Source organism: Mesorhizobium sp. LCM 4576, from assembly GCF_001854815.1.
Taxonomy (GTDB): Bacteria; Pseudomonadota; Alphaproteobacteria; order Rhizobiales; family Rhizobiaceae; genus Mesorhizobium; species Mesorhizobium plurifarium.
In genome coordinates this window covers 62,783-86,921 of the sequence record NZ_MDDT01000021.1, presented here as the reverse complement: position 1 = coordinate 86,921, position 24,139 = coordinate 62,783, and the positions used below count along the sequence as shown (strand labels likewise).

21 protein-coding genes and 3 pseudogenes are annotated in these 24,139 nt (G+C 56.4%); 17 read left to right on the top strand and 7 right to left on the bottom strand.

Going from position 1 to position 24,139, the window contains the following annotated elements; translation table 11 throughout:
* Positions 1–479 precede the first annotated feature (479 nt).
* The 3 genes from LCM4576_RS11970 to LCM4576_RS11960 are packed head-to-tail and all read left to right on the top strand — an operon-like array spanning position 480 to position 2,623.
* The gene (locus LCM4576_RS11970) at positions 480–1,256 is read left to right on the top strand and encodes a type IV toxin-antitoxin system AbiEi family antitoxin domain-containing protein (RefSeq protein ID WP_071032285.1); all 777 of its coding nucleotides are present in this window, start codon (positions 480–482) and stop codon (positions 1,254–1,256) included.
* A complete protein-coding gene (locus LCM4576_RS11965) occupies positions 1,243–2,163 on the top strand; it encodes a nucleotidyl transferase AbiEii/AbiGii toxin family protein (protein WP_198540234.1) in 921 nt (306 codons plus the stop codon). The genes LCM4576_RS11970 and LCM4576_RS11965 overlap by 14 nt, the downstream gene beginning before the upstream one ends.
* 34 nt (positions 2,164–2,197) lie before the next feature.
* Entirely contained in the window at positions 2,198–2,623 is a 426-nt protein-coding gene (locus LCM4576_RS11960; protein ID WP_131803242.1) for a hypothetical protein, read from the top strand.
* 332 nt (positions 2,624–2,955) lie between these two features.
* Here the strand turns inward: LCM4576_RS11960 and LCM4576_RS11955 are convergent, their stop codons facing one another.
* Both LCM4576_RS11955 and LCM4576_RS11950 read right to left on the bottom strand, forming a co-directional pair.
* Positions 2,956–4,110, bottom strand: a complete 1,155-nt coding sequence (locus LCM4576_RS11955; protein ID WP_071032284.1) for a porin — start codon at positions 4,108–4,110, stop codon at positions 2,956–2,958.
* Positions 4,111–5,156: 1,046 nt separating this feature from the next.
* Positions 5,157–6,113 (bottom strand): omptin family outer membrane protease, encoded by a 957-nt coding sequence (locus tag LCM4576_RS11950; protein WP_071032283.1) that lies wholly within the window; start codon positions 6,111–6,113, stop codon positions 5,157–5,159.
* A 1,026-nt stretch (positions 6,114–7,139) separates the two neighbouring features.
* On the opposite strand from LCM4576_RS11950, the gene LCM4576_RS36275 reads away from it, so the two are divergent.
* The 3 genes from LCM4576_RS36275 to groL all read left to right on the top strand — a co-directional run bounded on the left by LCM4576_RS36275 (position 7,140) and on the right by groL (position 9,669).
* Positions 7,140–7,367 (top strand): hypothetical protein, encoded by a 228-nt coding sequence (locus LCM4576_RS36275; protein WP_131614343.1) that lies wholly within the window; start codon positions 7,140–7,142, stop codon positions 7,365–7,367.
* A gap of 298 nt (positions 7,368–7,665) precedes the next feature.
* The gene (locus LCM4576_RS11945; RefSeq protein WP_071032282.1) at positions 7,666–7,980 is read left to right on the top strand and encodes a co-chaperone GroES; all 315 of its coding nucleotides are present in this window, start codon (positions 7,666–7,668) and stop codon (positions 7,978–7,980) included.
* A 57-nt stretch (positions 7,981–8,037) separates the two neighbouring features.
* Entirely contained in the window at positions 8,038–9,669 is a 1,632-nt protein-coding gene (gene groL / locus LCM4576_RS11940; RefSeq protein WP_071032281.1) for a chaperonin GroEL, read from the top strand.
* Between the two features lie 38 nt (positions 9,670–9,707).
* Here the strand turns inward: groL and LCM4576_RS11935 are convergent.
* From LCM4576_RS11935 to LCM4576_RS11925, 4 genes and pseudogenes are all read right to left on the bottom strand, one after another.
* Positions 9,708–10,624: pseudogene (locus LCM4576_RS11935) on the bottom strand (rhodanese-like domain-containing protein); the annotation flags it as partial.
* Between the two features lie 250 nt (positions 10,625–10,874).
* Positions 10,875–11,193 (bottom strand): annotated as a pseudogene (locus LCM4576_RS34655) (transposase); the annotation flags it as partial.
* A 105-nt stretch (positions 11,194–11,298) separates the two neighbouring features.
* A complete protein-coding gene (locus LCM4576_RS11930; protein WP_042646633.1) occupies positions 11,299–11,850 on the bottom strand; it encodes a GNAT family N-acetyltransferase in 552 nt (183 codons plus the stop codon).
* A gap of 252 nt (positions 11,851–12,102) precedes the next feature.
* A complete protein-coding gene (locus LCM4576_RS11925; protein ID WP_071032280.1) occupies positions 12,103–13,164 on the bottom strand; it encodes an L-histidine N(alpha)-methyltransferase in 1,062 nt (353 codons plus the stop codon).
* Between the two features lie 520 nt (positions 13,165–13,684).
* Here LCM4576_RS11925 and ectB point away from each other — a divergent pair.
* The 10 genes and pseudogenes from ectB (at position 13,685) to LCM4576_RS11885 (ending at position 21,973) form a co-directional block, all read left to right on the top strand.
* Positions 13,685–14,959: a diaminobutyrate--2-oxoglutarate transaminase gene (gene ectB / locus LCM4576_RS11920; RefSeq protein ID WP_071032279.1), complete on the top strand. Its 1,275-nt coding sequence runs from the start codon at positions 13,685–13,687 to the stop codon at positions 14,957–14,959.
* Between the two features lie 231 nt (positions 14,960–15,190).
* Complete coding sequence (locus LCM4576_RS11915; protein WP_071032333.1) at positions 15,191–16,300, top strand: mandelate racemase/muconate lactonizing enzyme family protein; 1,110 nt, start codon at positions 15,191–15,193, stop codon at positions 16,298–16,300.
* 83 nt (positions 16,301–16,383) lie between these two features.
* Positions 16,384–17,553, top strand: a complete 1,170-nt coding sequence (locus LCM4576_RS11910) for a Xaa-Pro peptidase family protein (protein WP_083361375.1) — start codon at positions 16,384–16,386, stop codon at positions 17,551–17,553.
* 483 nt (positions 17,554–18,036) lie between these two features.
* Entirely contained in the window at positions 18,037–18,879 is an 843-nt protein-coding gene (ehuB, locus tag LCM4576_RS11905) for an ectoine/hydroxyectoine ABC transporter substrate-binding protein EhuB (protein WP_042646627.1), read from the top strand.
* Between the two features lie 80 nt (positions 18,880–18,959).
* A complete protein-coding gene (ehuC, locus tag LCM4576_RS11900; protein WP_071032277.1) occupies positions 18,960–19,625 on the top strand; it encodes an ectoine/hydroxyectoine ABC transporter permease subunit EhuC in 666 nt (221 codons plus the stop codon).
* The gene (gene ehuD / locus LCM4576_RS11895) at positions 19,622–20,296 is read left to right on the top strand and encodes an ectoine/hydroxyectoine ABC transporter permease subunit EhuD (RefSeq protein WP_407067371.1); all 675 of its coding nucleotides are present in this window, start codon (positions 19,622–19,624) and stop codon (positions 20,294–20,296) included. Before ehuC ends, ehuD begins: the two co-directional genes overlap by 4 nt.
* Complete coding sequence (ehuA, locus tag LCM4576_RS11890) at positions 20,296–21,117, top strand: ectoine/hydroxyectoine ABC transporter ATP-binding protein EhuA (protein ID WP_071032276.1); 822 nt, start codon at positions 20,296–20,298, stop codon at positions 21,115–21,117. Before ehuD ends, ehuA begins: the two co-directional genes overlap by 1 nt.
* A 139-nt stretch (positions 21,118–21,256) precedes the next feature.
* Positions 21,257–21,361: pseudogene (locus LCM4576_RS37715) on the top strand (SDR family NAD(P)-dependent oxidoreductase); the annotation flags it as partial.
* Between the two features lie 65 nt (positions 21,362–21,426).
* On the top strand, positions 21,427–21,522 hold the full coding sequence (locus tag LCM4576_RS37710) for an SDR family NAD(P)-dependent oxidoreductase (RefSeq protein WP_407067370.1): 96 nt from the start codon (positions 21,427–21,429) through the stop codon (positions 21,520–21,522).
* Entirely contained in the window at positions 21,479–21,973 is a 495-nt protein-coding gene (locus LCM4576_RS11885) for an SDR family oxidoreductase (RefSeq protein ID WP_407067375.1), read from the top strand. Before LCM4576_RS37710 ends, LCM4576_RS11885 begins: the two co-directional genes overlap by 44 nt.
* Positions 21,974–22,126: 153 nt before the next feature.
* Here LCM4576_RS11885 and LCM4576_RS11880 read toward each other — a convergent pair whose 3' ends face one another.
* On the bottom strand, positions 22,127–22,807 hold the full coding sequence (locus LCM4576_RS11880) for a GntR family transcriptional regulator (RefSeq protein WP_128371623.1): 681 nt from the start codon (positions 22,805–22,807) through the stop codon (positions 22,127–22,129).
* Positions 22,808–22,996: 189 nt separating this feature from the next.
* Here LCM4576_RS11880 and LCM4576_RS11875 point away from each other — a divergent pair, with 189 nt between their 5' ends.
* The gene (locus LCM4576_RS11875) at positions 22,997–24,073 is read left to right on the top strand and encodes a substrate-binding domain-containing protein (RefSeq protein WP_050070893.1); all 1,077 of its coding nucleotides are present in this window, start codon (positions 22,997–22,999) and stop codon (positions 24,071–24,073) included.
* Positions 24,074–24,139: the final 66 nt, after the last annotated feature.

Here is a 24,139-nt window from a genome sequence, read left to right as displayed (position 1 = left end):
GGCGCCATAAGGCGATCGAAACGGCGCTGACGTATTTTCATGCACATCTTGAACTGAAGGAAWCCGCCCTCGCAAGCTGAGGCCGTACGAACGCGTCAAGGCCGAGCGATTTCGAGCAAACGACCGGCTTGCGGAATTCCTGTATGCCCTTTGAGAATGAGAACTGTGCCGAGTGTCGACCACCATTTCCCCGCTGGGACTGGCCGGGAGCGCGCGCGGACCGTCCCCATCAGAAGAGGCGCTCGGCATAGTTCGACGGTCGGCATAAATCTGCATTAGTGCCGTCGATCCTTAGCATATCTGACCAGCACGCTCGCCGCCATCGCGAAAGCAGACCCGGCCAAAAGACTATCGGCGCGGGAGAGGGGGCCCATAGGGAAAGCTGGTTTGAAGTTATTGGTTTTTACTAAGTATGGCTACGCAAATAGCGGAATTTGCAAACCTTGAGTTTGGTTTGAATATGTGCTATTTTACTAAGTATGATTAAGCAAAATGACGGAAAGCTAAACCAGCTAGAACGCACCTTACCCGAGGGCCTCATTGTCGATGCGGGCTGGATGGAGCGTCACGGCTATTCAACCAGCCTGCGCAGCCAATACGTCTCGGCGGGATGGCTGGTTCAGCCGGCGCGTGGCACCTACAAGCGGCCCCTTGGCGAATTGACCTGGGAAARGGTCATGGTATCTCTGCAAAAGCTGCTCGGAAGCGATCTGATCGTAGGCGGGCGCACCGCCCTAGATCTTCAGGGATTCAGCCACTACGTGTCAGCGTCCGGCCTCTCGAAGATACATCTATATGGCACCAAGGCGCCCCCCAGCTGGCTTGCAAAACTTCCCCTGAAAGAGACGTTCCGGTTTCATCGCTCACAGGTTCTGTTCAAATCGGCTACTGGCTCGATACGCGAGCTACCGGGATCGTCAGACTGGCCTATGAAAGTCTCGACGACCGAACGTGCGCTGCTCGAATTGCTGGACGAGTTGCCAAACCGCGAGAGCTTTCACCAAGTTGATATGCTCGTCGACGGCCTGCGTACATTAAGTCCGAAACGGCTCCAAAGCCTTCTTGCCGACTGCAAGAGCGTTAAGGTCAAGCGRCTATTTTTCTGGTTTGCCGAGCGGCACAATCATGTCTGGCTCAACCAGATAGATCGCGGTTCCCTCGATCTCGGCACGGGCAAACGTATGCTCGTCAAGGGCGGAAAGCTCGATCCGAAATATCTCATAACAATACCGGAGGATATCGGTGCCCCTGTCTGAACAATATCAGCGCCAGGTGGCACTGCTCGTCGAGGTCATGCCATTCGTGGCCGGTGAAAAAGAATTTGCCCTGAAAGGCGGAACAGCCATCAACCTTTTCGTGCGGGATATGCCGCGCCTGTCTGTTGATATCGATCTGACCTATCTGCCTGTCGCGCCAAGACCGGAGTCACTGGCTGCAATCGACGCTGCAATGAAACGCGTAGCGACAGCGATTCGCGCCGCGCTGCRCGGACTGCGGGTAACTGAAGTGGAGAATGTCCGCGAAAAGATCGTGACCAAGCTGACGGTTCAAAGACCCGATGCGCAGATTAAGATCGAAGTCACCCCGGTCTTGCGCGGCTGCGTCTTTGAACCAACCGTGCGCTCAGTATCACCCGCCGTGGAAGCCGCCTTCGGATATGCCGAAACACATGTCGTCTCATTTTCCGATCTCTACGCGGGCAAAATAATGGCGGCGCTCGACCGGCAGCACCCGCGTGATCTCTTCGATATTCGCGATCTGCTGGCAAACGAAGGGATCGATGATGATCTGCGCCGCGCCTTCGTTGTCTATCTCATCAGCCATGACAGGCCGATTTCAGAGGTCATTGTCCCGCGCCGCAAAGACATTGCGAAGGAGTTCGAGCAAGGGTTCGATGGCATGACGGCAGAGCCTGTGGCTCTTGTTGATTTGTTGACCGCACGCGAAATGTTAATCGCTACCGTAGTGGGAAGCATGCCAAAGGATCACAAAGACTTCCTAATTGGATTTAAGCGTGGCGAACCTGATTGGTCGCTGCTGAACGTGGACGGTGCTGAAGCGCTGCCAGCCGTGCGGTGGAAGCAGATGAATTTAGACAAGCTCCCGCATGAAGCCCGTGAGAAACTAGTGGCTCAACTCACGGCGGTGTTGAACCGTGGCTAGAGGCTGTTTGCGCCGGTTGATCGGATGGATGTGCATGACCGCGGAAAGAATCAAACCTCAGATGAAGGACAAGGAACTGACCGAGTTCGCGACACGGTTCCTCACCGCGTATGCCGCTTCCGCTCAGAGTGGTAATGGCGACCCTGCAAACTATGAAGGCAAATCGGCCTTATTCATTAGGTCCGAAGGTCCGGGTGGTATCGTCGAAATAACCGACGGGATTGCCCAGGCCCAGGGCGGCTTCGTCCACCGCGCCGCCACGTTACTAAAATCCAAGGCCGGTCACGAAAAGGCAATATCCGAGATTGGGATAGACCATGCACATGACTTTATCGCAGGGGATGGGCCGGTTCAGAATGCGGTAACCGCGATGATCAAGGCGGTGTTTGAACAGGCGGACGCTTCGTTCGAGTATTTGGCACCAAACTACCTGATAAAGCTGGACCCTGCGGCGGTATAAAAATGGCGCACCCGACAAGAAGTTGGGATCTCTGCCTTCGGAGGGCAACTTGGTTTCAGTAATGCTGGACGGGTCGGGATTCCCCACGGTCGAACGCCGCCATGCGGCGGATCGGTGACGAACCCACGTGCAACGACGTATCTGAGCCGACGGCGACGCTGGACTTCCTTGCAGGATCGACAGGCTCATGCATCCCGCGGTATGAGCGCCCGAGCATGAATGTCGCCCGCAGAATCGCCCCATGTCCGGATCTCGAACGTCATCCGRCCTGTGGTAGAGGCTTCCAATCTCGCCTTGCGGCGCTCAATTAAGCGGATGCAACTCTTCGTCCTTTAAAACGAGCGTTGGAAACGCAGGATGCCGCCGACGCTGTTGTTTTTGTCAGCGTTAGTCCAGTTCACGTTGGAAGGATCCACCATGCCGACCCCGAAGTCGCCGCAGTGGTCATAGTCGACCTCGGCAGTGACCGTGAAATCTGGAATGAGCGTATAGGCGACATTCATAGCGACACCATAGTTCTTGAGCTGATCACCCGAGACCTGAAGGTTGAACGAAGTCGTCTCGTTGAACTTGTAAGTGGCGCYGGCCCAGAAAGCCCAGTTGCCGCCCCAGGTTTTGTAGAAGCCGCGGCCGTGAGCGTCGATTGCGTTAGTGGAATCGTCGTTGAGCTTGCCATTGGAGCCGTAGCCGAACATTCCGAATAGCGACAGCTCGTTGGCGACATTGACGTCGACGCGGACTTTGCCGGCGACCGATCCGTAGTTGCTATCATAAGCAGCAACACCGGTGATCGCGCCCCACTGTTGCGTGTATTTCAGRCCGCCGACCACGTGCGGTACGTAGCTATCGATGGTGYCGGCCACGCCTTCGCCTTCTTCGAGCGAGACCACGGCCGAAAAGCCGTCACCGGCGTCAAAGTAGTACTGGATGACGTTGGTTTCGAGATCACCGTAGGGGACGAGCGTCTGATTGAGCACGTTGCCGGGATAGCCAATAAACATGTCGAAGGCGGACCAGTCCTTACCGATTCGAAGGTCGCCAAGCTGAACCCAGGCGAAAGTCAGGCTGAGATCTCTATTGGAGGCATAGTTTTGAGTACTGCCCGGATCCGAATAATCGTTGAGGTTACCAAAATCCATGTGGGTTTCGGTATAGGTCTTCAACGTGCCGAACTCGGTTTCCCGGTTCGTCCAGGTCTTCACCGTGAAGCGGGCATTCTTCTTCCAGGTTGCATTGGTGCTGCCGTCCTCGTGGTCGGTTGCCTTTRCCCCATCCAACGAGCCGACGTCACCCAAGGCGATGTCATAGCGGACATAGCCGCCGATGCGCAGGCAGGTTTCGGTGCCTGGGATATAGAAGAAGCCTGYGCCATAGACGTCGCAGATCTTGACGTATTCGCCCGCGTCTGGCTCGGCGTCGACGGCGCGGGCATCGGAAACGGCAATGAGGGTCGCAGCTGAGCCGAGAAGAAGACTCGTGAAGTTCATTTGATCTCCGTTCAAACATATAAAAGAGGAAGGACGTCGAAGAGCGGACCCTCCGCTTGTCCCTGCGATCTAAAAATGAGGCGCAATGCGCTGCGCCATCCGCAGCGCGACGAACCAGTCATGGCAACGGCCAAACAACAAAGGCGATGAAGCTAAATCATATTTAGCAAATAATATTGGCATTTATTAATATGTGAATTTCTGCAATACAGCACTGTGAATCCACCCTTTTTGAGYCAACCGCCAAAGTTAGATCCGCCAGTTGTGGGAGACCCTCACAACGACTTCCACAGTTGCATACGCAAGTGATGTGCCATCCTGGCGATGCAGCTGCGGCTTGACGCTCGATTTGCCGGCGGACCTTGGTTCGCGCTCCCTTCTCATTTTGCCTTGAGATCAAGCCGCGCACGAAAAACGCCAGGAGTTGGATGGTTCGCGTGTTCGATACGCGACAGGTATCGTTCAAAGGCGACAGCTTTTGTTTGTTGTGAGCTTCGATGAATGAGACATCATGCGGTGACACCGCTCGGTACGTCAGGTGGGTGCCGCACGACGTTGACATAATGGTCATGAGCGAGACTGGGCATGTGAACCTTGCGGTGAGGCCCAGGCCATAAGCGTCATTGCCGTTTTCTCGACTCAACTGAAGGCCAAGGACGAGGGGATCGAAAACGGTCTTGTTCGCATACGGGCGGCAGCACCGCTTCGCGGTACGCGGTTGCTGTCRCATTCGTTGCTTTTCTCGACCGRCTCGCCTTAACGAGGCATGAGTGCAGGGAACCAGYACGACTGCGAACGCCCGAGAACGGGCGCTGCCAACGTGTCGAGCGCCTTTGACCTCGCAGGGCAGGCGCTCTGCTTGGYTGCCCGTGTTACAATCCTTCGTCCGGCTACGGTGACTGGGTTTAAAGGCGTGTGCGTTTGCACACGAGCCTCACGGCTGCCGTACTCGTTCGCCGGACTCAGCCTGCTGCGAAATCGGCTGCGTTTGATCATCCAACAGGACTGCGATTGTCCAACGGCAACTTGGCGCTGGCGGTGCTTTCTCAGTTGAACTTGATGCTAGCCTGGCCGAACACGCCGTAGCGTTCAACCTCCCAATGCTGGATCGCCGGGCTACCACCGCCCGGCGTCTCCTCGAAATGAGCGGCGCCAATAGCTGACGCGCGCCAGTAGCGGCCGCCGAAGCCGATGTTGAACAAATCCGTGACTTTGTAGTTCAACATTGCCTCGAATTGGACGCCATTCCCGTTCCCGTCCTCGGGAATCGGATTGATCTCTGGGCGCAGATGGTGCTGATCCTTGCCGTCAAGCTGCGTGAACAGCACTGCGACGTCACCGGAAAGGCTGAGTCGTTCGGTGAGTTGCGTCTCCCCGGCCAGGCCGAGTCGCAGCGAATGCCAATCGTTATCCTGGCTGATGACGCCCAWATTGTTCGTAATGGCTGGTACGCAAATCCCCGGATTGGCCGCCTGCTGCGCGCAATGGATGGCATGGTAGCTCTCGTTCCAGAAATTGTATCCGACATAAGCACCCATGCGGTAGCGCGGCGTGTTCCAGAAATTATATCCGAGGTCGGCGGTGAAATACGTGATGCGACCGTTGTGCTGATCCGACAACGTGCTCGAATAGGATTTGATGGACAAAGAGGGGTGCACGAAATCTTCGTCGGTAAGAGAACCCTTGGGGATCCCGCCCGCACTGAGGAAGCCCTTGACGAAGATGCCAGTCGGATCGTGGGTCGCGTTGAGGAAGACTTCGCCCGATAGGGCATCGAGATCGTTGTATGTGAGCCGCGACACCATCTCCGCGCCGTCGACGTTGTAAAGTTCCTTCGATGCTTCGCCGTTACTGTACCAATAGCGTAGCCCGCCCTCGAATGAAAAGACCGGGGCCGCTGCGTCGGCTCGCACTGTCGGGTCGGCGAACACCGCGCCGTCGGCAGCGGCCGCACTCGCTGACAGACCGCAAAGCGCGACATAGGTTATAAGCACTCGCCGCATCGGCAGATTCTCCTTTGTGTTGATTTTCGGGTTGGTCGCGGACGTCCTAAAATTGGCTAGGTTGGACCGACTGCACAGTTGGTCTCCAGGCGAGAGGATGGTTGTGGCAAAGTGCCTGTGCAGCCCTTTGCCCGGCCATTGCTTGCAGTGCGGCCGCTTRCTTCTTCTGCATCGGGAGGTCCTACGGTACGGCCTGATCCCAGCAGGCAGCATGGTGCGAACATTGAAACACTCTCCGCGAGACGCGTTTAGCGACACTCGAAGCAACATGCGTGCCAAAGAAAACTCTTTAGACGCATGTCAATCGAGTGGCGCATGTCCGGCATTTGTCGCGCCTCGCACAATGTCAAAGCACCTGTCGCAAATTGTCGATGAGAGGCTTGCGGCATGAAAGCTCTTCAATTTCTGAGGAGCTTGTGACCTTCAAGGACAGCCTGTTCGACCGACCCGCGAATRCCACGCCGCCAGGTTCCCAAGGTCGGAGCCACGGCGCGGAAACCCCTCGCGTAAGTCCGGCGCCCCCACTGTGAAAACGCCCGCTGGGCGCGACCAGCGACCCCGGCTCGTTTGTCTGGATCGAACCGATGTGGTGTCGGCCGGGTCAGGTTCTGGTTCCGATTATTCGCGCGCAACGGAATCGTCCGTTGGCTTTTTGATCCGCATCAGTCCACGTCGGTCAGCATGCTTGAGCATGGCTGTTGCCACTCGCGTCGCCAACCGTGACTTCCGGCTCGCGAACGTCCGATGAGGCATCTCGCCCCTTCGGCGTGCTGACAGCTAATATATGAAGGAAATATCGACCGGTTCCCGTCAAATTCCTGCAAGGAATTCGACAAAAATGCCGACGCCGCTTTACCCACAAGGCGCGGAGAATTGGTAACTAATTGAAATTTAAGCCATCGCTGCATCTGGCATGACGTTTGCTCTCTGCCGTTTAACATGTGAAGACGTTATAAGAAATATAACGCGTGTTCGATTGGATTTTTATTGAATGTCACAAAAACAAACACGGAATGGAGCAGGACGATGGAAAGTGTCATAGCAACAGCAGCTTTTCTTATGGTGTCGACATTAGCGTTCGCATTTGATGTAAACGAAAACGATATGCTAAGTATTGATGCTCGCAGGGATACCAAGACGTATCCTTGCGGCCGCGAGAAGACACTTCCATCTGTTAAATGGGAAAGCGGATGCGTCTTCGTCGATGACTTGCCGCACGTTCAATCCGGCCTGCCTGTTGTGATGTACATCTGACAGCTATCCCGGCCCCAGACGCAATACGCRCCAAATACCCTTTTGCGCAGTGCCTAGCATGGTGCCGGCCCGAACCTTGGTCCAGCGCTTACGCGACAAACCTCGAGCGTCCCACCGGGAAAATCACCGGGRCCATGATGGTCGGAAATCCTGAGTCAGTCCATCTCTTGAAACGTGAAAGGAGCAAAACCAGTTCGGCACGCGCGCCATGCCGCAAAAGTCGCGCGAACCCAGGATGGCCCTGAGGGGCCGGGTCCGGGGAGTCTCTTGCAATCTGTTTGTCCAAAAGGAGAACGACATGAAGTTCCGTCCATTGCATGACCGCGTACTCGTCCGTCRCATCGAGGCCGGCGAAAAGACGGCCGGCGGCATCATCATCCCCGACACGGCCAAGGAAAAGCCGCAGGAAGGTGAAGTCATCGCCGTCGGCCCAGGCGCTCGCGATGAGAGCGGCAAGCTCACCCCCCTCGACGTGAAGGTYGACGACCGCATCCTGTTCGGCAAGTGGTCCGGCACCGACATCAAGCTCGACGGCGAAGACCTGCTCATCATGAAGGAAAGCGACATCTTGGGTGTGATCGAGGTTCCGGCCTCAGCCAGGCAAGCCGCGTGACCGAAACTGACCGACACAAACAGTCGACAAGAACTGCCTATTCACAGGAGTGAACCAATGGCTGCAAAGGAAGTGAAATTTCATTCTGATGCCCGCGAGCGAATGCTGCGCGGCGTCGACATTCTCGCCAATGCGGTGAAAGTGACGCTCGGTCCGAAGGGCCGCAACGTCGTCATCRACAAGTCGTTCGGCGCCCCGCGCATCACCAAGGACGGCGTCACCGTCGCCAAGGAGATCGAGCTCGAGGACAAATTCGAGAACATGGGCGCGCAGATGGTGCGCGAGGTCGCGTCCAAGACCAGCGACATCGCCGGCGAYGGCACCACCACCGCCACGGTGCTGGCGCAGTCGATCGTGACCGAGGGYGCCAAGGCAGTCGCGGCCGGCATGAACCCGATGGATTTGAAGCGCGGCATCGACAAGGCGGTGGATGCGGTGGTCGCCGAACTCAAGACCAACGCCCGCAAGATCACCAGAAACGACGAGATCGCCCAGGTCGGCACCATCTCGGCCAATGGCGATGCCGAGATCGGCCGCTTCCTGGCCGAGGCCATGGAAAAGGTCGGCAACGAAGGCGTCATCACCGTCGAGGAAGCCAAGACGGCCGAGACCGAGCTCGAAATCGTCGAAGGCATGCAGTTCGACCGCGGGTATCTCTCACCCTACTTCATCACCAACCAGGACAGGATGCGCGTCGAGCTCGAAGAGCCCTATGTGCTGATCCACGAGAAGAAGCTTTCCAACCTGCAGGCGCTGCTGCCGGTTCTGGAGGCCGTGGTCCAGTCGGGCAAGCCGCTGCTGATCATCGCCGAGGACGTCGAGGGCGAGGCTTTGGCCACGCTGGTGGTCAACAAGCTGCGCGGCGGGCTGAAGGTCGCCGCCGTCAAGGCTCCGGGCTTCGGCGACCGCCGCAAGGCCATGCTGGAGGACATCGCCATCCTCACCGGCGGCACGGYCATCAGCGAGGATCTCGGCATCAAGCTGGAGAATGTTACGCTGGAAATGCTCGGCCGCGCTCGCAAGGTGGAGATAGAGAAGGAAAACACCACCATTGTCGACGGTGCCGGCCATAAGGACGAAATCAACGGCCGCGTTGCTCAAATTAGGGCGCAGATCGAGGACACCACCTCCGACTATGACCGCGAGAAGCTGCAGGAGCGCCTGGCCAAACTCGCCGGCGGCGTCGCGGTGATCCGTGTCGGAGGATCGACCGAAGTCGAGGTCAAGGAGCGTAAGGACCGCGTCGACGACGCGCTGCACGCCACTCGCGCGGCGGTCGAGGAAGGTGTCTTGCCGGGTGGCGGCGTGGCACTACTCAGGGCAGCAAGGGCGCTCGACCATGTCGTTCTCGACAACCCCGACCAGAGGACCGGTGTCGAGATCGTGCGGCGCGCCATCGAAGCTCCCGCTCGCCAAATCGCCGAAAACAGCGGGGCGGAAGGCTCCATTATCGTGGGCAGGGTTCGCGAGAAGCCTGAGTTCGGCTATGGCTGGAACGCCCAGACCGGCGAGTATGGCGACCTCTTCGGCCAAGGCGTGATCGATCCCGCCAAGGTCGTTCGCACGGCGCTGCAGGACGCCGCTTCCGTAGCCGGCCTGCTCGTCACCACCGAGGCGATGGTGGCCGAGAAGCCGAAGAAGGAAATTCCCGCCCCGCCGATGCCAGGCGGYGGCGGCATGGATTTCTGACGAGGCCCACTTTCTTTCTTATCGTGGGAGAGGGCGACCTACCTTACCAATGGTCCATTCGCCCTCYTCCAGGCGTCGATTCCACCCTCGATATGGCAGGCTGATGCGAGGCCCTGATCCTGGGTGGCCTGCACCGCCATGGCAGAACGCTCGCCGAAGGCGCAGTAAAGCACAAGCCGCTTGCCGGTCGAACGGACGAGCTCGTGCAACACGCCGCCGGGAGCGATGTTTTCTTGCAGCCTCGGGTAAGGCACATGCAGCGACCCCGGAATAATGCCCTGGCGTTCGCGCTCGCAGCGCTCGCGCAGGTCGATCAGCGCGACATCCGGCTTGCCTGCCAATAACAAGGCTTCGTTGGCATTGGTCGCCMAGCCGCGCCGCGCGATCTCGTCCTGGTGAAGCCCGACCTTCATGTTGGCCGCCACGGCGACATCCATCATCTTCGGATTGGCGAGCTTCAAATTATTCATGATCTCGACATATTCGTCGACTGACTTCACCTGCAGGCGCGGGTTGAAGGCCTTCTCCTCGCCTATGGTCGAGACGGTATCGCCCTTGTAGTCATGCGCCGGGTAGACCAGCGTGGGGTCCGGCAGCTTGAGCAGGCGGCTGAAGATCGACTCGTACTGGTGGCGCGCATCGCCATTCGGGAAGTCGGTGCGGCCGGTGCCGCGGATCAGCAGTGTGTCGCCGGTGAACACCCGGTCGGGTAGGACGAAACTGTAGGAATCATCGGTGTGGCCGGGCGTGTAGACGACGTCGAGCACCAGCCCCTCGATGGTCAGCCTGGTCGCCGTCGGCAAGCCGCATCGATACCACGTCGGCCTTGGTCTGCTCGCCCATCACCGATGCATCGCGTTTTGTCGCGCTGCACRCCAAGGCCGGTGATGTGGTCGGCATGGAGATGCGTGTCCACCGCCTTGACCAGCCTCAGGTCGAGCTCACGCACGAGCTGGAATAGAATTCAACGCAGGGCGGCCGAGCCGGAAGGGCGCGTTGGATAACGCCAACAATGACGATGGCCAAGTGGGGAAGGCCGGCGGGGGGGCAGCGCCCTAGGCATGCRCATGAAGTTTCATTTAACTTCAAGGATGGTGTCCGGCTGGTTTTCATCTCTTCCAGCGATGAACTGCGCCACAGCCTTGACCTGAAGAGAACGGGCCTGCTGAGTTTGTCGGGTTCCGCGGGGCGTTGGCGCCCGGCGCTCACGGTGCGGCCGGCTCGAGGGCGCCGGCGAGACGGCGGAACAAATCGGCCTCGGGACAAGCGGYGGCCAGGGCCAGACGGATGCGCGAGACAGTTTCGGTGACGCGGGCGAGGCTGAGCCGCAAAGGCGAACACGGCATTGGAGAGCTGATGGGACTTCGGCACCGCGTCGCGCAGGGCGAGCATCAGCCAGAATGCGGYGGTGTGCAGGACGAGGCGAACCTGATTAGCGCTCGGCGAGCGGCAGGAGGTGCGGTCGGAGGCAAGCTGGCTCTTGTGCATCTTGATCCGGTTCTATGCCGGGCCGCGGGCGCAGTGCCGCCACTGGCCGTCCGGTCGGGTGCAGTAGACCTTGAGCGACGTCACCCCGTCGGAATGACCAAACACCAGCGCGATCGTCCCCACGTAAGCCGCAAATCCAGTTCACTCGCATCGATCCTGCTCGATGCGAGGTCGGGATAAATATTGGTCCCGGGTCATTTCATAGTATCGGCATAGCTTTCCTTCATACAATCGGTCTCCTCTATAACGCAACCCTATCTTCTTGGCCGCGCTCTCGGCTCGGGCGTTGCCTTGCTCAATAAACCCAATGATCTTTTCTTTCGTCGAGTTATGCAATGCATGCGCAATTGTGAAGTGCGCAGCCTCCGGTCCCAGACCCCGTCCCACCTTATCTTGAAAAAATACCCAGGCAAATTCGAGATCACCAGTGTCCTGGTAGTCGCAGAGGCCACAGCGCCCGATAAAAACCGGATCACCATCGAGCTTTTCATAGACCATCCAGTAGCCAAATCCGTTCTTGCGCCACTGCGCCAATAACCAGCCGAGCCACTTGTGCACCGCTTCGGCCGTCTGCGGCACATTTCTGTAGTTTAACTTCTGAACCAGCGGATCGTTGTGCAGCTTGATCAATTCCGCTTCATGTTCGGGTCGCGCAGAAGTGAGGATCAAACGTTCGGTCTGACATATAGTCATCGCTATTCTCCCTGGCCATACTATCGAACGAACGGGCCTGATTGGTTCAAGGAGAGGGCTGCTGGAAACCCATCTCGTTTTGATCTGCCGAGCCGAGTGACGGGACGAATGGACCCATGAAGGTGAACCGTTGACCCCAACAACCAACGGTAGGATGAGCATCGCGATCGCTAGCGGGAAACTTCAACCTGCAGCCGCCTACCATTGGAAACCACCTGCTAGTAGACGCCGTCTTAACCTTAGATTGTTGCATCAAGATCCGCCATGCGAGATAGTATCGGGTGCCTGCGAGTCGGAAGTGGCCACTTTGTCGAAACGTTGTAAAAGCGACACTGCGTATCTCTGGTTTTCCCCGGTCCAGTGCTGCACCGGTGCCAATCCATACTTAGCGAACATTCCATGAAAGTGCGGAAGATGCACTTTTCGCATGATTTCCGTCCGAATCAGCTCGCCTTCCTTTAGATGAAAGGAAAATTTCAGTTTTTCAAGATTGATAAACTGGTCCTGCATCGCCTCTAGATGGCCCTCCATGCGATGCAGGCGCTTATTATGAAATGCGATATGTCGAAACTTCAATAGATCGAAGTCTCCACCAAATCGCCAATTTAGGTGCCGAAGAACACACAGGTTTGCTAAAACTGCGCTCTGATTGTTATAGGCTGCCTCCAAGGTACCGGATTCCTTCTCTAAATCTATACCGAATAAGAAATAGTCGCCGTCCTGTAAACAGGCCTGGACCGACCMGAGGAGGTCATGCAATTCATCATCATACAAATTTCCGATCGAGGCCCCGAGAGAGATCAAAAGTTTTGGACCGGTGAGGGCGGCAGCTTGTTCCAGGCCGGTCTTGTAGGTTCCGAGGATCCCTGTGAAGTGCACATCCGTTGTCGCTGATAAAATGTTTTCAAATGCCCTCTCCAACATAGAGCGATTGATGTCGATGGCAGCGTAAGAAATTGGACCGAAGGCCTCCGCGTAAGCGTCCATCAGTAGGGTGGTCTTCTCCGCATTTCCAGATCCTAACTCGACAAGAGCAACATGGCCTGTGATATCCGCGATTGTCCTTGCATGCGTATGAAGTATGCTCCGCTCATCACGAGACAAATAATATGAGTCCTCCCGACAGAGGCGGTCGTAGAGCGCAAATCCGATATCATCATAGTAGTACATGGAACTTATGAAGCGCGGTGTTTCAGATAACGACGATACCAACACGTCGCCACGAAACATCGTTGCCTCTGAGACATCGGCGCCAACGATCTCATACCGATTGACTTTGGTGGGGTCGGGTTCGTCTGGAAGTGTGCGGAGCATGGATATAAACCCTCAAAAAATTGTGGCGCTCGAGATGCTGCTCTAGAAGGACCTGCCTATGTCAATACTCGTCCTTCAAAAGCTGTGCCAATACCACAGAGCGATTTTTTGCGGCGGGTCATCCATGTTATTCAATGGCTTAAGCTAACTATATCATAAGGATGGTCGGGCGCTACTGTGTCGCGACCTCGACAAAGWCGACAATAGGCGGTCGACTTTATGATGTTCTCAATTTGCTGATGGGGCGTCCAATCGCAGAGATAGCGGTGYAATCCCGCCAGTGGGGCTCACGGGCTTGTCGGCCGGTGAGCGCGCGCTTTTTGGAACGAGGGCGTTGATCCGCGTATTGGACAGATCTATTAAGTGAAAACGTTACATGGAGTTTTCAGATGTTGAACATTTGTAATTCTCGCGTAAGCATAATGCAAATAAAAATAACGGGAATGCGAGAGATTAATATGTTAAAGGCCTTCTGCGACGCGGCGAAGATGCGCGTCGTTACGGGCAATGGATAAAGATAATGTTGATACAGAATCACCCCAACTCCCTAGTCGTTTTTGAAAATCTCGAGTCGAACGTCCGATCGTATTCGCGATCATTTCCTGTAGTGTTCAGGAAAGCTGCCGGGGCTATTCTGGAGGACGAGGAGGGTCGGGAATTTGTCGACTTTCTCTCGGGAGCGGGAACTCTTAACTACGGCCACAACGATCCCGACTTCCTAAATGATGCCATTAAATACCTGAAATCCGGAGGAATCGTTCACGGCTTGGACATGGCTACCTCAGCCAAAAGAGAGTTTATGGAGTGTTTTGACGACATTATATTGCGCCCCCGTGGTCTGGCCTATAGATTTCAATTTCCAGGACCTACTGGCGCCAACGCCGTAGAAGCCGCTTTGAAGCTCGCACGCAAGGTCACTGGACGGAACAGTATAATTTCCTTTACCAACGGCTTTCATGGGGTAAGTTTGGGCGCCCTTTCGGTAACGGGTAACCGGTATTACAGAGATGTAAGCGGCCTTCCTCCAGCTGGCGTAGTATTCATGCCTTATGACGGCTATTGGGGAACCGATAWCGACACATCKGRCTATCTAGATAGAGTGCTCGCTGATGCAAGCAGTGGCGTCGATCTGCCCGCAGCCGTTATTTTGGAGACAGTCCAAGGTGAGGGCGGCATACGTCCTGCTAGTAGAGGTTGGCTTGAGTCGATCGAGCAACTTTGCAGAAAATACGACATCCTTCTGATTATTGACGACATTCAGGCAGGTTGCGGACGAACAGGCGGGTTCTTCAGCTTCGAGTTTGCTGAATTGAGGCCAGACATGGTTTTGTTGTCCAAGTCGCTTAGCGGCTGCGGGTTGCCGCTCTCTCTTTTGCTCCTCAAGCCTGAACTAGATGCTTGGCGGCCGGGCGAACACAATGGAACTTTCAGAGGCAACAACCTTGCGCTGGTAATGGCAACCGCCGCCCTTCAAAAGCATTGGATAAATGAAAAGCTGTCCAACGATGTAACGGAAAGAGCGCGCATCCTGAGCGACCGCCTGCGGGATTTGGCTCAAAGCACCGAAGATCACAACTTTTCCGTGCGTGGACGGGGCATGATGTTAGGGCTTGATTGCCACGCCGGGAAACTTGCCGAGAAGATCGCCCGCAGCGCCTTTGAAGGTGGCCTTGTGGTAGAACGATGCGGCGCAGAGGACGAGGTTATCAAACTGCTCCCCCCGTTAACCATCGATAAACAGGCGCTTCAACGGGGTCTGGACATTCTGGATGCGTCTGTGCGCTCAAACGCTTAGCTCTGCCTTGTCTCGGGAGCGCAGAGCTTTCATTTCCAAGGCCGTGGTCCATCCCCCGGGTTCGCCATACGACTCGGAAACTTTTCTTGACATCATATTTCGGAAGCTGCATCATACCTGTATACAGGTCACGTGCTCCTTACTGTCTTAAGCGGAGCCGTCGGCGCCTTGTTTCTCGCGATCTGCGTCAGAAGGCGTCTGCCAGGCCAAGTGGAGAGGAATAGGCGCCTAATGAAAATCAATCGCATATCGGTCTACGAAGTCGTAGCGCCGTTTCCTCAGGGCTACAGCCTATCGCGAGGCAGGACTTGGACGTCCTTTGACAACACGATGGTTAAAATCGAGACCGATGCAGGCCTCGTGGGGTGGGGTGAAGTCCAGACGGTCGGGGCAAATTACTTGCCCGCGTTTGGTAAGGGTGCGGTTGCTGCGATCGGTGTGCTTGCTCCGCATTTGATTGGCGAGACCCCCCTTCAGCTCGATCGCATCAATCATCTAATGGATAACACTCTCTATGGCCACCCATATGCCAAGTCGCCACTCGATATGGCTTGCTGGGACATTCTCGGTAGGGCCACAGGAATGCCACTTTGCGAGCTCTTGGGCGGAAGGTTCGATGGAGGCCTTGACCTGATGGCCTGTCCGTATTTCGGGTCACAGGAAGAAATGTTGGCTCTGACAGAAGAGCTTCGGGCGCAGGGTTATCGGCGGCTTTCCGTGAAACTGGGTGGCGACGTAGCCGAGGACGTCGCCAGACTGCGTGGCATCCTCACACTGGCCAAGCCGGGCGAAGAGTATTATGCGGATTGCAATCGCGGTTGGACGCGTGATCAAGCACTTCGTGTGCTTCGCCAGATCCGAGATCTTGATGTCTACATCGAGCAGYCGTGCGCGACGTATGAAGAATGCCTCGCGGTCAGGCAGCGGACGGACCATCCGATAATTCTCGACGAGATTGTTGATTCACCCGAAATGGTGATGAGGATCATCTGYGACGACGCCGCCGATCTGCTGAACATAAAGATTTCTCGCGTCGGGGGCCTGACGAAGGCGCGTCGCGCCCGTGATATGTGCGTTACCGCACGACTGCCCATGAGCCTCCAGGATGTCGGTGGAGGTGGTATTGTCCAAGCTGCGATCTTCCATTTTGCACAGTCAGTGCCTCAGGAGCTTCGACACTCGGTGTTCGATCCATTGAGCGTGAATTTCGAACCACTAACCGATGCGCCTATTTTGATCGAACGCGGAGCGACCGTAACGGCGTCGGACAAGCCGGGCCTCGGCCAGGAGGTCTTGGAAGACCGCCTCGGGGATCCGGTTGCTGTGTACGGTACGACGTAGGAAAGCGGCTATCGCGCTGGCACATGACGTTCAGGGTCCGACCAGCGCATTCTCAAAACTGCGAATAACAGTGGGACATTGTGATGCCTGCATTCACAACGGAAGAATATCGCGCTCGGGTCGCCGGCCTTCGACGCAAAATGGCAGCGCGTGGAATGGATGCGCTACTTGTCCTTGAAGAAGCCAACTTAAACTACCTGACCGGTTATGCGGGCTATTCAGCCTATGTGCCRCAGGCCGCTCTGGTTCTGCAGGATGATGAGGATCCCTGGCTCATAATGCGGGAGTTGGATATTCACGGTGCCTCTGTCGAGACATACCTGCCAGAATCGCGAATTCTCAGCTATGCGGAAAAGTTCATCGGATCGAAGACACTGTCCGCATGGCAGCCTATTGGGGAGTATGTCCGAGAACGTGTCAAATCCAACCGCATCGGGCTTGAGATTTCGGGGGTGATGACCCGAACGCTGGGCGTGAAAGAATATGCTGTTCTAAGCAAGACCTTGGGCGTGGATGAGTTCATCGATGYGGACGGATTGGTCTCGAGCTTGAAGGCGATCAAATCGCCAGCTGAAATAAAATATATGGAGCAGGCTGKCAAAATCGCTGACCGGGCGATGCTGGAGGCTAAGAAACACATCGCGGTAGGAGTCCGCGAATGTGATGTCGCGGCAGCAGTTCAGCATGCGCTTACAAGCGGAACGCCTGAGATACCAGGCGGCCATGGTCCCATCTCAATGCCGAACATGGCCATCGGCTGGCCRGCAAATATGTGCCACAGCAAATGGGGCGATGGCGCCTATAAGATGAACACCCAAACCAATTTCGAGATGGGCGCCTTCCGTCATCGGTACGTCGCTGYTGTGTCTCGCAGCATCTTTCTAGGTGAGCCTACAGCTCGATCGCGCCACGTCCATCAAGCGTGTTTTGACGGATGGCACGCTGCATTTGAAACATTGCGGCCGGGTGTAAGAAGCACAGATGTAGAGCAAGCTTTTCGACGCGCCTTCGGACCCTATGGTGTCCGTAAAGAGTCCCGGATGGGTTACTCAATAGGGCTCGACTGGGTGGACGGCGGACCGAGCTTTCTTGAAGGCGATGAGACCGAAATCCAGKAGAATATGACCTTCCATATGCTGATTGGGATTTGGGAGAAAACGGATGGCTATATCTTCAGCGAGACAGTCCATGTGGGCAAGGACGGCGGGAGATCGTTCAGTAGCCTCTCGCGAGACATGTTCGTCAATCGGTAAACATACGGTGGATCGATGGCCCCGCAAGAACTGCCATAGGAAACCAGAGACGAACCGCTGTTGACGAGCGCGTCTACAGAGCCGAAGTCATCCTTGGCCATCTTGATGCTTCCGGTAGCAATCGACATGTCTGCCGGGAAATAGATGATTGTTCACTGCGGGTGCAAAGCCTACCCAAATGGGCGAGACCGGTAGACATTTGCGGGGGAGGCTTGCGTCTTTTGGCCTCAGGGAAGGGCGCCCGCACCAGGATATTTTCGAATGCTCGGATTGGAGCAGTCTCGGCTGGTGCAAGCCGGAGGATACATTGTCTCATCTCGTGGCGGATGGCCACGGGATGGGTAGTGGATATGGATCAGTCGCTTCTGATTTTGATGCAGGTTAAGCAGTGTTGCCATTTAGGAAACATGCCTGGTTACATTGTCATGTGTTGGTGCAGCTAGCGTGCTCCGCGAGGGGTTCCGTGCACAGGGGAGGATTCAAATGAAGATGATAATAACGGGTTTTGTGGCGGGCATTGCGCTTTTCGGGATGGCTAACTCGTCATCAGCAGCCGGTCCACTGAAAGACCGCATCGCTTCGGGCCAGCCTATTCGTATCGGGTACTCCAATGAAGTGCCATCGGCGTATACGGCGGAGGACGGAAAGCCTACGGGCTGGGTTAACGACATCACGCTCGCTGTCCTCAAAAAGATGGGCTATGCAAAGATCGAGCCGGTCGAGACAGAGTGGGGCGGCCTCATACCCGGTTTGAATGCGGGGCGCTTCGACATCATTACCGGGGGCATGTTCATCCTGGCGTCGCGCTGCTCGAACGTCGCGTTCTCCGAGCCGATCTATCGGATGGGAGACGCTTTCCTCGTTCCCGTGGGTAACCCGAAACGGCTCCTCAATTATGAAAACATTCGTGACGCCGGCGCCATCATGGTCACTGGAGCTGGCTATGCCAACATTGCGAACGCAAAGGCTTCAGGCGTGGACGCGACGAAAATCATGGAGGTGCCAGGACCCACCGAAATTCTTGCTGCCATGCAGGCCGAGCGTGCAGATGTCGGGGCAGGTACTCCGGTTATGGTGAAAAAACTGGCCGATAGCAGCGGCGGCAAGCTTGAGGCAACCAATTCCGCGGCGATGCCGAAAAACACGTTCAATTGGGGCGCCCTCGCCTTCACTAAGGCGGATCAGGATTTCGTAGACGAGTTCAATAAGGCACTGAAGGAATATGTGGGCTCGGAGGAGATGCTGACCGCGGTCGCAAAATACGGCTACAACAAGGACTGGCTGCCCGGCGATGCAAAGACCGAATGGATCTGCGCGAACCGATAGATCATAGGGTGGCGGGCCGAGCTTCGCTGGCCCTATATCTGCAGGTTCGTATTTTCTCCAAACTGGGCAAAGACCACGGCATGTCCTATTTCGAATTCATCGCGAAATATGGGGACAGGATTCTTAGCGGCACCTTGGTTTCCATGATGCTGACCATCCTGGCTGYGATCTTGGCGATCGCGATCGCGGTCGCGGCCGGGCTGATGCGAATGTCACCAAATCCGCTGGTCCGCGGAATCGCCACCCTCTACATAGAAATATTCCGCGGCACCTCGCTGCTTGTCCAGCTCTATTGGATCTTCTTTGTGCTGCCGCTCTTCGGTATTACGCTCGAAAAATTTACCGCCGGATTCATCGCCGTCGGCATGAATCTCGGCGCCTATGGGTCAGAGGTGGTGCGCGGCGCGATCCTTTCTGTACCGCGTGGCCAATGGGAAGCTGCGCTTGCGCTCAACATGTCTTCGGGCAAGCGCATGCTACGCGTTATTCTGCCGCAAGCCTTACTAATAATGCTGCCGCCTTGGGGCAATCTGCTGATCGAGCTCCTAAAAGGCACTGCCTTGGTCGCGCTCATCGCCGTCGCCGATTTGACGTTTCAGGCCAAGCAAATCAACGCTACGACCTACCTGTCAGCGCAGAGTTTCGGTACCGCGCTCATCGTCTACTATATTGTCGCTCGCTTCGTCATCACTCCCTCCATGCGATGGTTGGAAGGTTACATGAAGCGTAAGATGGGCAGGGCGTGACACTGTTGAACTGGCGATGGGATTTTACCTGGGAAATTCTGCCCCGCTTGCTGCTGGCCACCGGTAAGACCCTCATTGCGGCCGGGCTGGGCTATGCCATCGCCATCGTCCTCGGTCTTGTGTTAGCGCTGGCACAGCGAACCCCTTACCGGGCGTTGACGATGATCGTGCGAGAAATTGTGGAGTTTATCCGCTCGACGCCACTCGTACTGCAGGTCTTCTTCGTCTTCTATGTGGCGCCACAATTCGGGGTGAGGCTTTCACCTTGGATGGCCGGCATGATTGCCATTGGYCTGCATTACGCATCTTACCTTTCAGAGGTCTATCGCGGCGGGCTAGACAGCGTGCCAAAAGGCCAGTGGGAGGCGGCAATCTCGCTCAACCTGTCGACCTCGCGAACCTATTTTCGAGTCATAGTTCCGCAAGCACTGCCTCCCTCCTTTGCCGGCATGGGAAACTATTTGGTCGGTATCTTCAAGGACACGCCAATCCTGTCGGTAATCGGAGTGGCCGAACTTATGCACGCAGCGAACTCCGTCGGCGCTGAGACTTATCGGTTCCTCGAACCATACACGCTGGTCGGGATCATCTTTTTGGGCATTTCACTGCCCGCTGCCGGCGGCTTTCGCGTGTTCGAGAGCTGGATGCGCAGAAAGCTGGGGATGAGCTGATGACCACCGAAGATCTGTTGACCTTTCCGCTCGCGCTCCAAGGCGACCACGTGCCGATGGTGAGTTTTCGGCAGGTTTCCAAATCCTACGGTAGTCTGACGGTCCTGGATTCCTTGGACCTCGATGTCGCCGAAGGCGAAATGGTCACGATCATTGGGCCGTCCGGCTCAGGAAAAACGACCGTCCTGAGAATGCTGATGACGCTGGAGACTATCGATGGAGGGGTCATCTACATCGACGGYCGGCCGCTGACCCACATGCCCAAAGGCATCGGACTTGTCGCCGCTAACAGCCGCCACCTGCRCAAGATGCGCTCGAACATCGGGATGTGCTTTCAGCATTTCAATCTCTTTCCGCACATGACTGCTCTGGAAAACTGCATGGAAGGTCCGGTGAACGTACTCGGCTTGTCCAAAAAGGAGGYGCGTGAGCGCTCGGAGCAACTGCTAGCGATGGTGGGCATGGTCGACAAGCGCCACCAGCATCCTTCCTGCCTCTCTGGTGGTCAGCAGCAGCGCGTGGCAATCGCGCGCGCGCTCGCCATGCGGCCGAAGGTGATGCTGTTCGACGAGGTAACCTCAGCTCTCGACCCGGAGGTGATCGGCGAGGTCACGAACGTGATCCGTAAGCTCGTGGCAGAGCACAATCTCACAATGCTCATAGTCACCCATCAGATGGGTTTTGCCAAGGRCATCTCCGACCGCGTATGCTTCTTCTATGGTGGGCGGATCGAGGAGCAGGGCACGCCCGAAGAGCTATTCGGCAATCCGAAGCGGGAGCGTACGCAGCAGTTCCTGYGGGCGGTAAAGGAGGCGGTTTGAAGCCCGTAGAGTGGGTACCGTTTCCTTGTCACGGTTTTCTCACATGCGGCTGTCTGCGCAATCCCGGCGCCGCCGAACGCATTCGGCGCCCACCCTGATACAGCTAACCTCTAGTAGCTCTTTCAGATAGGAAGCCATTATGTCACGCAAGAAGACCGCTGTTGTCACCGGATCGAACTCAGGGATCGGCCTTGCAATCGCCAAAGCGTTCGCCGCAGAACGATGGAGAGTGGTTGTGAACTCTTTTTGCGACGCCCCGCACGATCACGCGATCGCTGAGAGCATCGCGAAGGAGCATGCTGCGGAGGTGTGGCGACGGCAGCAGAGAGATTTGGGTCGGTGGATGTACTCGTGAACAATGCTGGCATCCAACACGTCGCGCCGGTTGAAGAGTTTCCCGCCTGAGATGTGGGATGCGGTCATCGCGACCAACCTGAGCGCAGCGTTCCACACCACCTCGGCGGCAATCCCGCTGATGAGAAAGCACGGCTGGGGCCGTATTGTGAACATCGCGTCCGCACACGRCTTAGTCGCCTCGCCGTTTAAGTCGGCGTATGTCGCGGCGAAGCATGGCGTTTTGGGGATGACGAAGACAGTGGCTCTCGAAATTGCGACAGCAGGTATTACTTGCAATGCCATTTGCCCGGCTTATGTGTTGACTTCCTTGATCGAGGCTCAGATCCCAGATCAAATGAAAGGTCACAACATGGATCGCGAGGCTGTGATCCGCGAGGTGATGCTCAGAAAGCAACCGACGAAGCAGTTTATCACCGTAGATCAGGTGGCGGCAGCCACACTGTTCCTTTGTTCAGACGCCGGCGCTCTTTCGATCGACGGCGGATGGACTGCCGAGTGATCGTTTGACCTCGCCGCTCCCGCTGCTGGTTGCGCTAACGGAGCGATCTGYCGCAAAACCTCTGACCAGGCGTTCCAGCCACTCGCGAGGCAGCTGTTTCGCTATGCCACTGTTGCCCTGCTCGGCCGCGGGATCGCTCGGCCCAGCCCGGAGTTAGTCGCTTGAGATATAGCGGCTAACCTTCTTCAGCATCAAGCGCAGGTACGTCGCCCTCACTTTGCCAAACGTGCCGACGTCACTTGAGGCAAGCGCGTCTGATAAGCCTTTCAGTTCTTCCAAGGTTTCCCCTATCACGCCGTCCCAATCGAGATTCGGCAAGAAACTGCACCAGATCCGGGCGACTTGATAGTAGAGCAGGTCCGTCATCTCGCGCGCCGGCTTGCTCCCGATCAGATCGCAGATCAATGCTTCCAAGTCGTTGGAGAGGTTCGCATAGCCATCGATGTTCTTCTTTTCGCGCAGGTCCCTGGCTCTCTCAATCATTTCATCAAGCTTCTTGCGATGCCTGTCCGTGACCCAGTTAGGGGATAACGATCCCATGGTCTCTGCAAGAAGGATCCGCAGATCATAAATGTCTTTGAATGTCTTCATGTCGATGTCGGTGACGCGCGTGCCGACCCCGTTCCGGATCTCAACAAGCCCTTCATAACTGAGCTGCTGGAGAACCCGCCGCAGTGGCGTCCGACTGACACCGAACTCGTTCGCCAGTTGCATCTCATTGATCATCATACCGGGCGGATAGTGCAGCATGCCGATTCGCTGCCGAATGCTCTCATACATATATCGCAGGCGTTGATCGGCACTTGGTTTATCAGGTTTATTCATCGCTTCCATTAACTCCGTCTTTCTCTGGTATCGTCCGCGTGCACGCAACCCCGCACCGCAATCTGCCTTGACACATCCCTCCAAGCTGCATTATAGCTGTATATAGATTGCGCTGCGCTAGTTCAAAAACAAAAATACGCAGGCAGCCTGGGGAACCGCAAGGGCGGACTGTTGGATCGCCAGATAGGGAGGAATCAAATGTCGAAATTCTCAAGACGGGACTTTATCAAGACCGGCGTCGCTGGCGGCGCGGCGCTAGCAGTCACACAACTGCCAGCACCGTTTGTTGGAAAGGCGCGTGCCGCCGACACGCTTTCCGTTGTCGAGTGGGGACCGCCGGTTATCAGCCACTCGAAGGCGATTGCGGCAGAATGGGGTAAGGCTTCCGTCGACTGGACGCTGCATGCTGGCGGAGGCGCTACCATCCTGCCAAAGATCAAGGCAGCATGGCCTAATCCGCCTTATGATCTAGTCGACAACTGGAGCCCTGTTTTCCTTTCGATGATCCGTGAAGACTGGTTGGAGACGGTCACCCTCAAAGACTGCCCCAACCTGGCGGACGTTCCCGAAAAGCTGATCCCCAAGGACGCAAACGGTAACTGGAAAGCTATTCCTCGCGGATCGAGTGGTGGGTTTTTCCTCTCCACGGAAAAATGCCCCATTGAAATCAAGTCCATCCAGGATTTGTTGAAGCCGGAGTTGAAAGGGCAGATTCTCTGGCCTAATCCCTCGCTATTCACGAACATGCAGGTCGTGTTCCTGGCGATGGCCAGAGGTGGCGACCAGTTCAATCTGGAGCCCGGATGGGAGTTCCTCAAGGAACTCGCGAAGTCCGGCAATATCGGTCGTGTGTCGGCGACCACTGCGGACATCATCACCTCGCTCGATACCGGTGAAACGACGGTGACTTTCGCCGACCAAGGGCTATACTCAGCGATCAAGGGGGTGAAAGCATTCCCGTTGACCAAGACGAACAAGGACCTAAAAACCTTCATGTACGTGTCTGGTTGGGTAGTCCTAAAGAGTTCGAAGAACAAAAAGCTGGCGTTTGACTTGGCGAATTACATGATCAGTAAGGATGCGAGCGAGCGCTATTCCAAGGAAGTCGGCGAAGTGCCTGTCAACAAGAAGGCCGAGACCAAATCCCTAGATCACCTTCGTTTCTCTCCTGAGGAGGTCGAGGAATTCGTCGTTGTCCCAGACTTCGACCACCTCGGCAAGGAACTTGATAGCTGGAACAAGCGCTGGGAGCAGGAGATTGTTCCGCTTCTGTAACATCGCACCGAGAATATGTTGAGCTATCGAGCTGGGCCGGGCGTAGATTGYGCCCGGCGTGCTTGT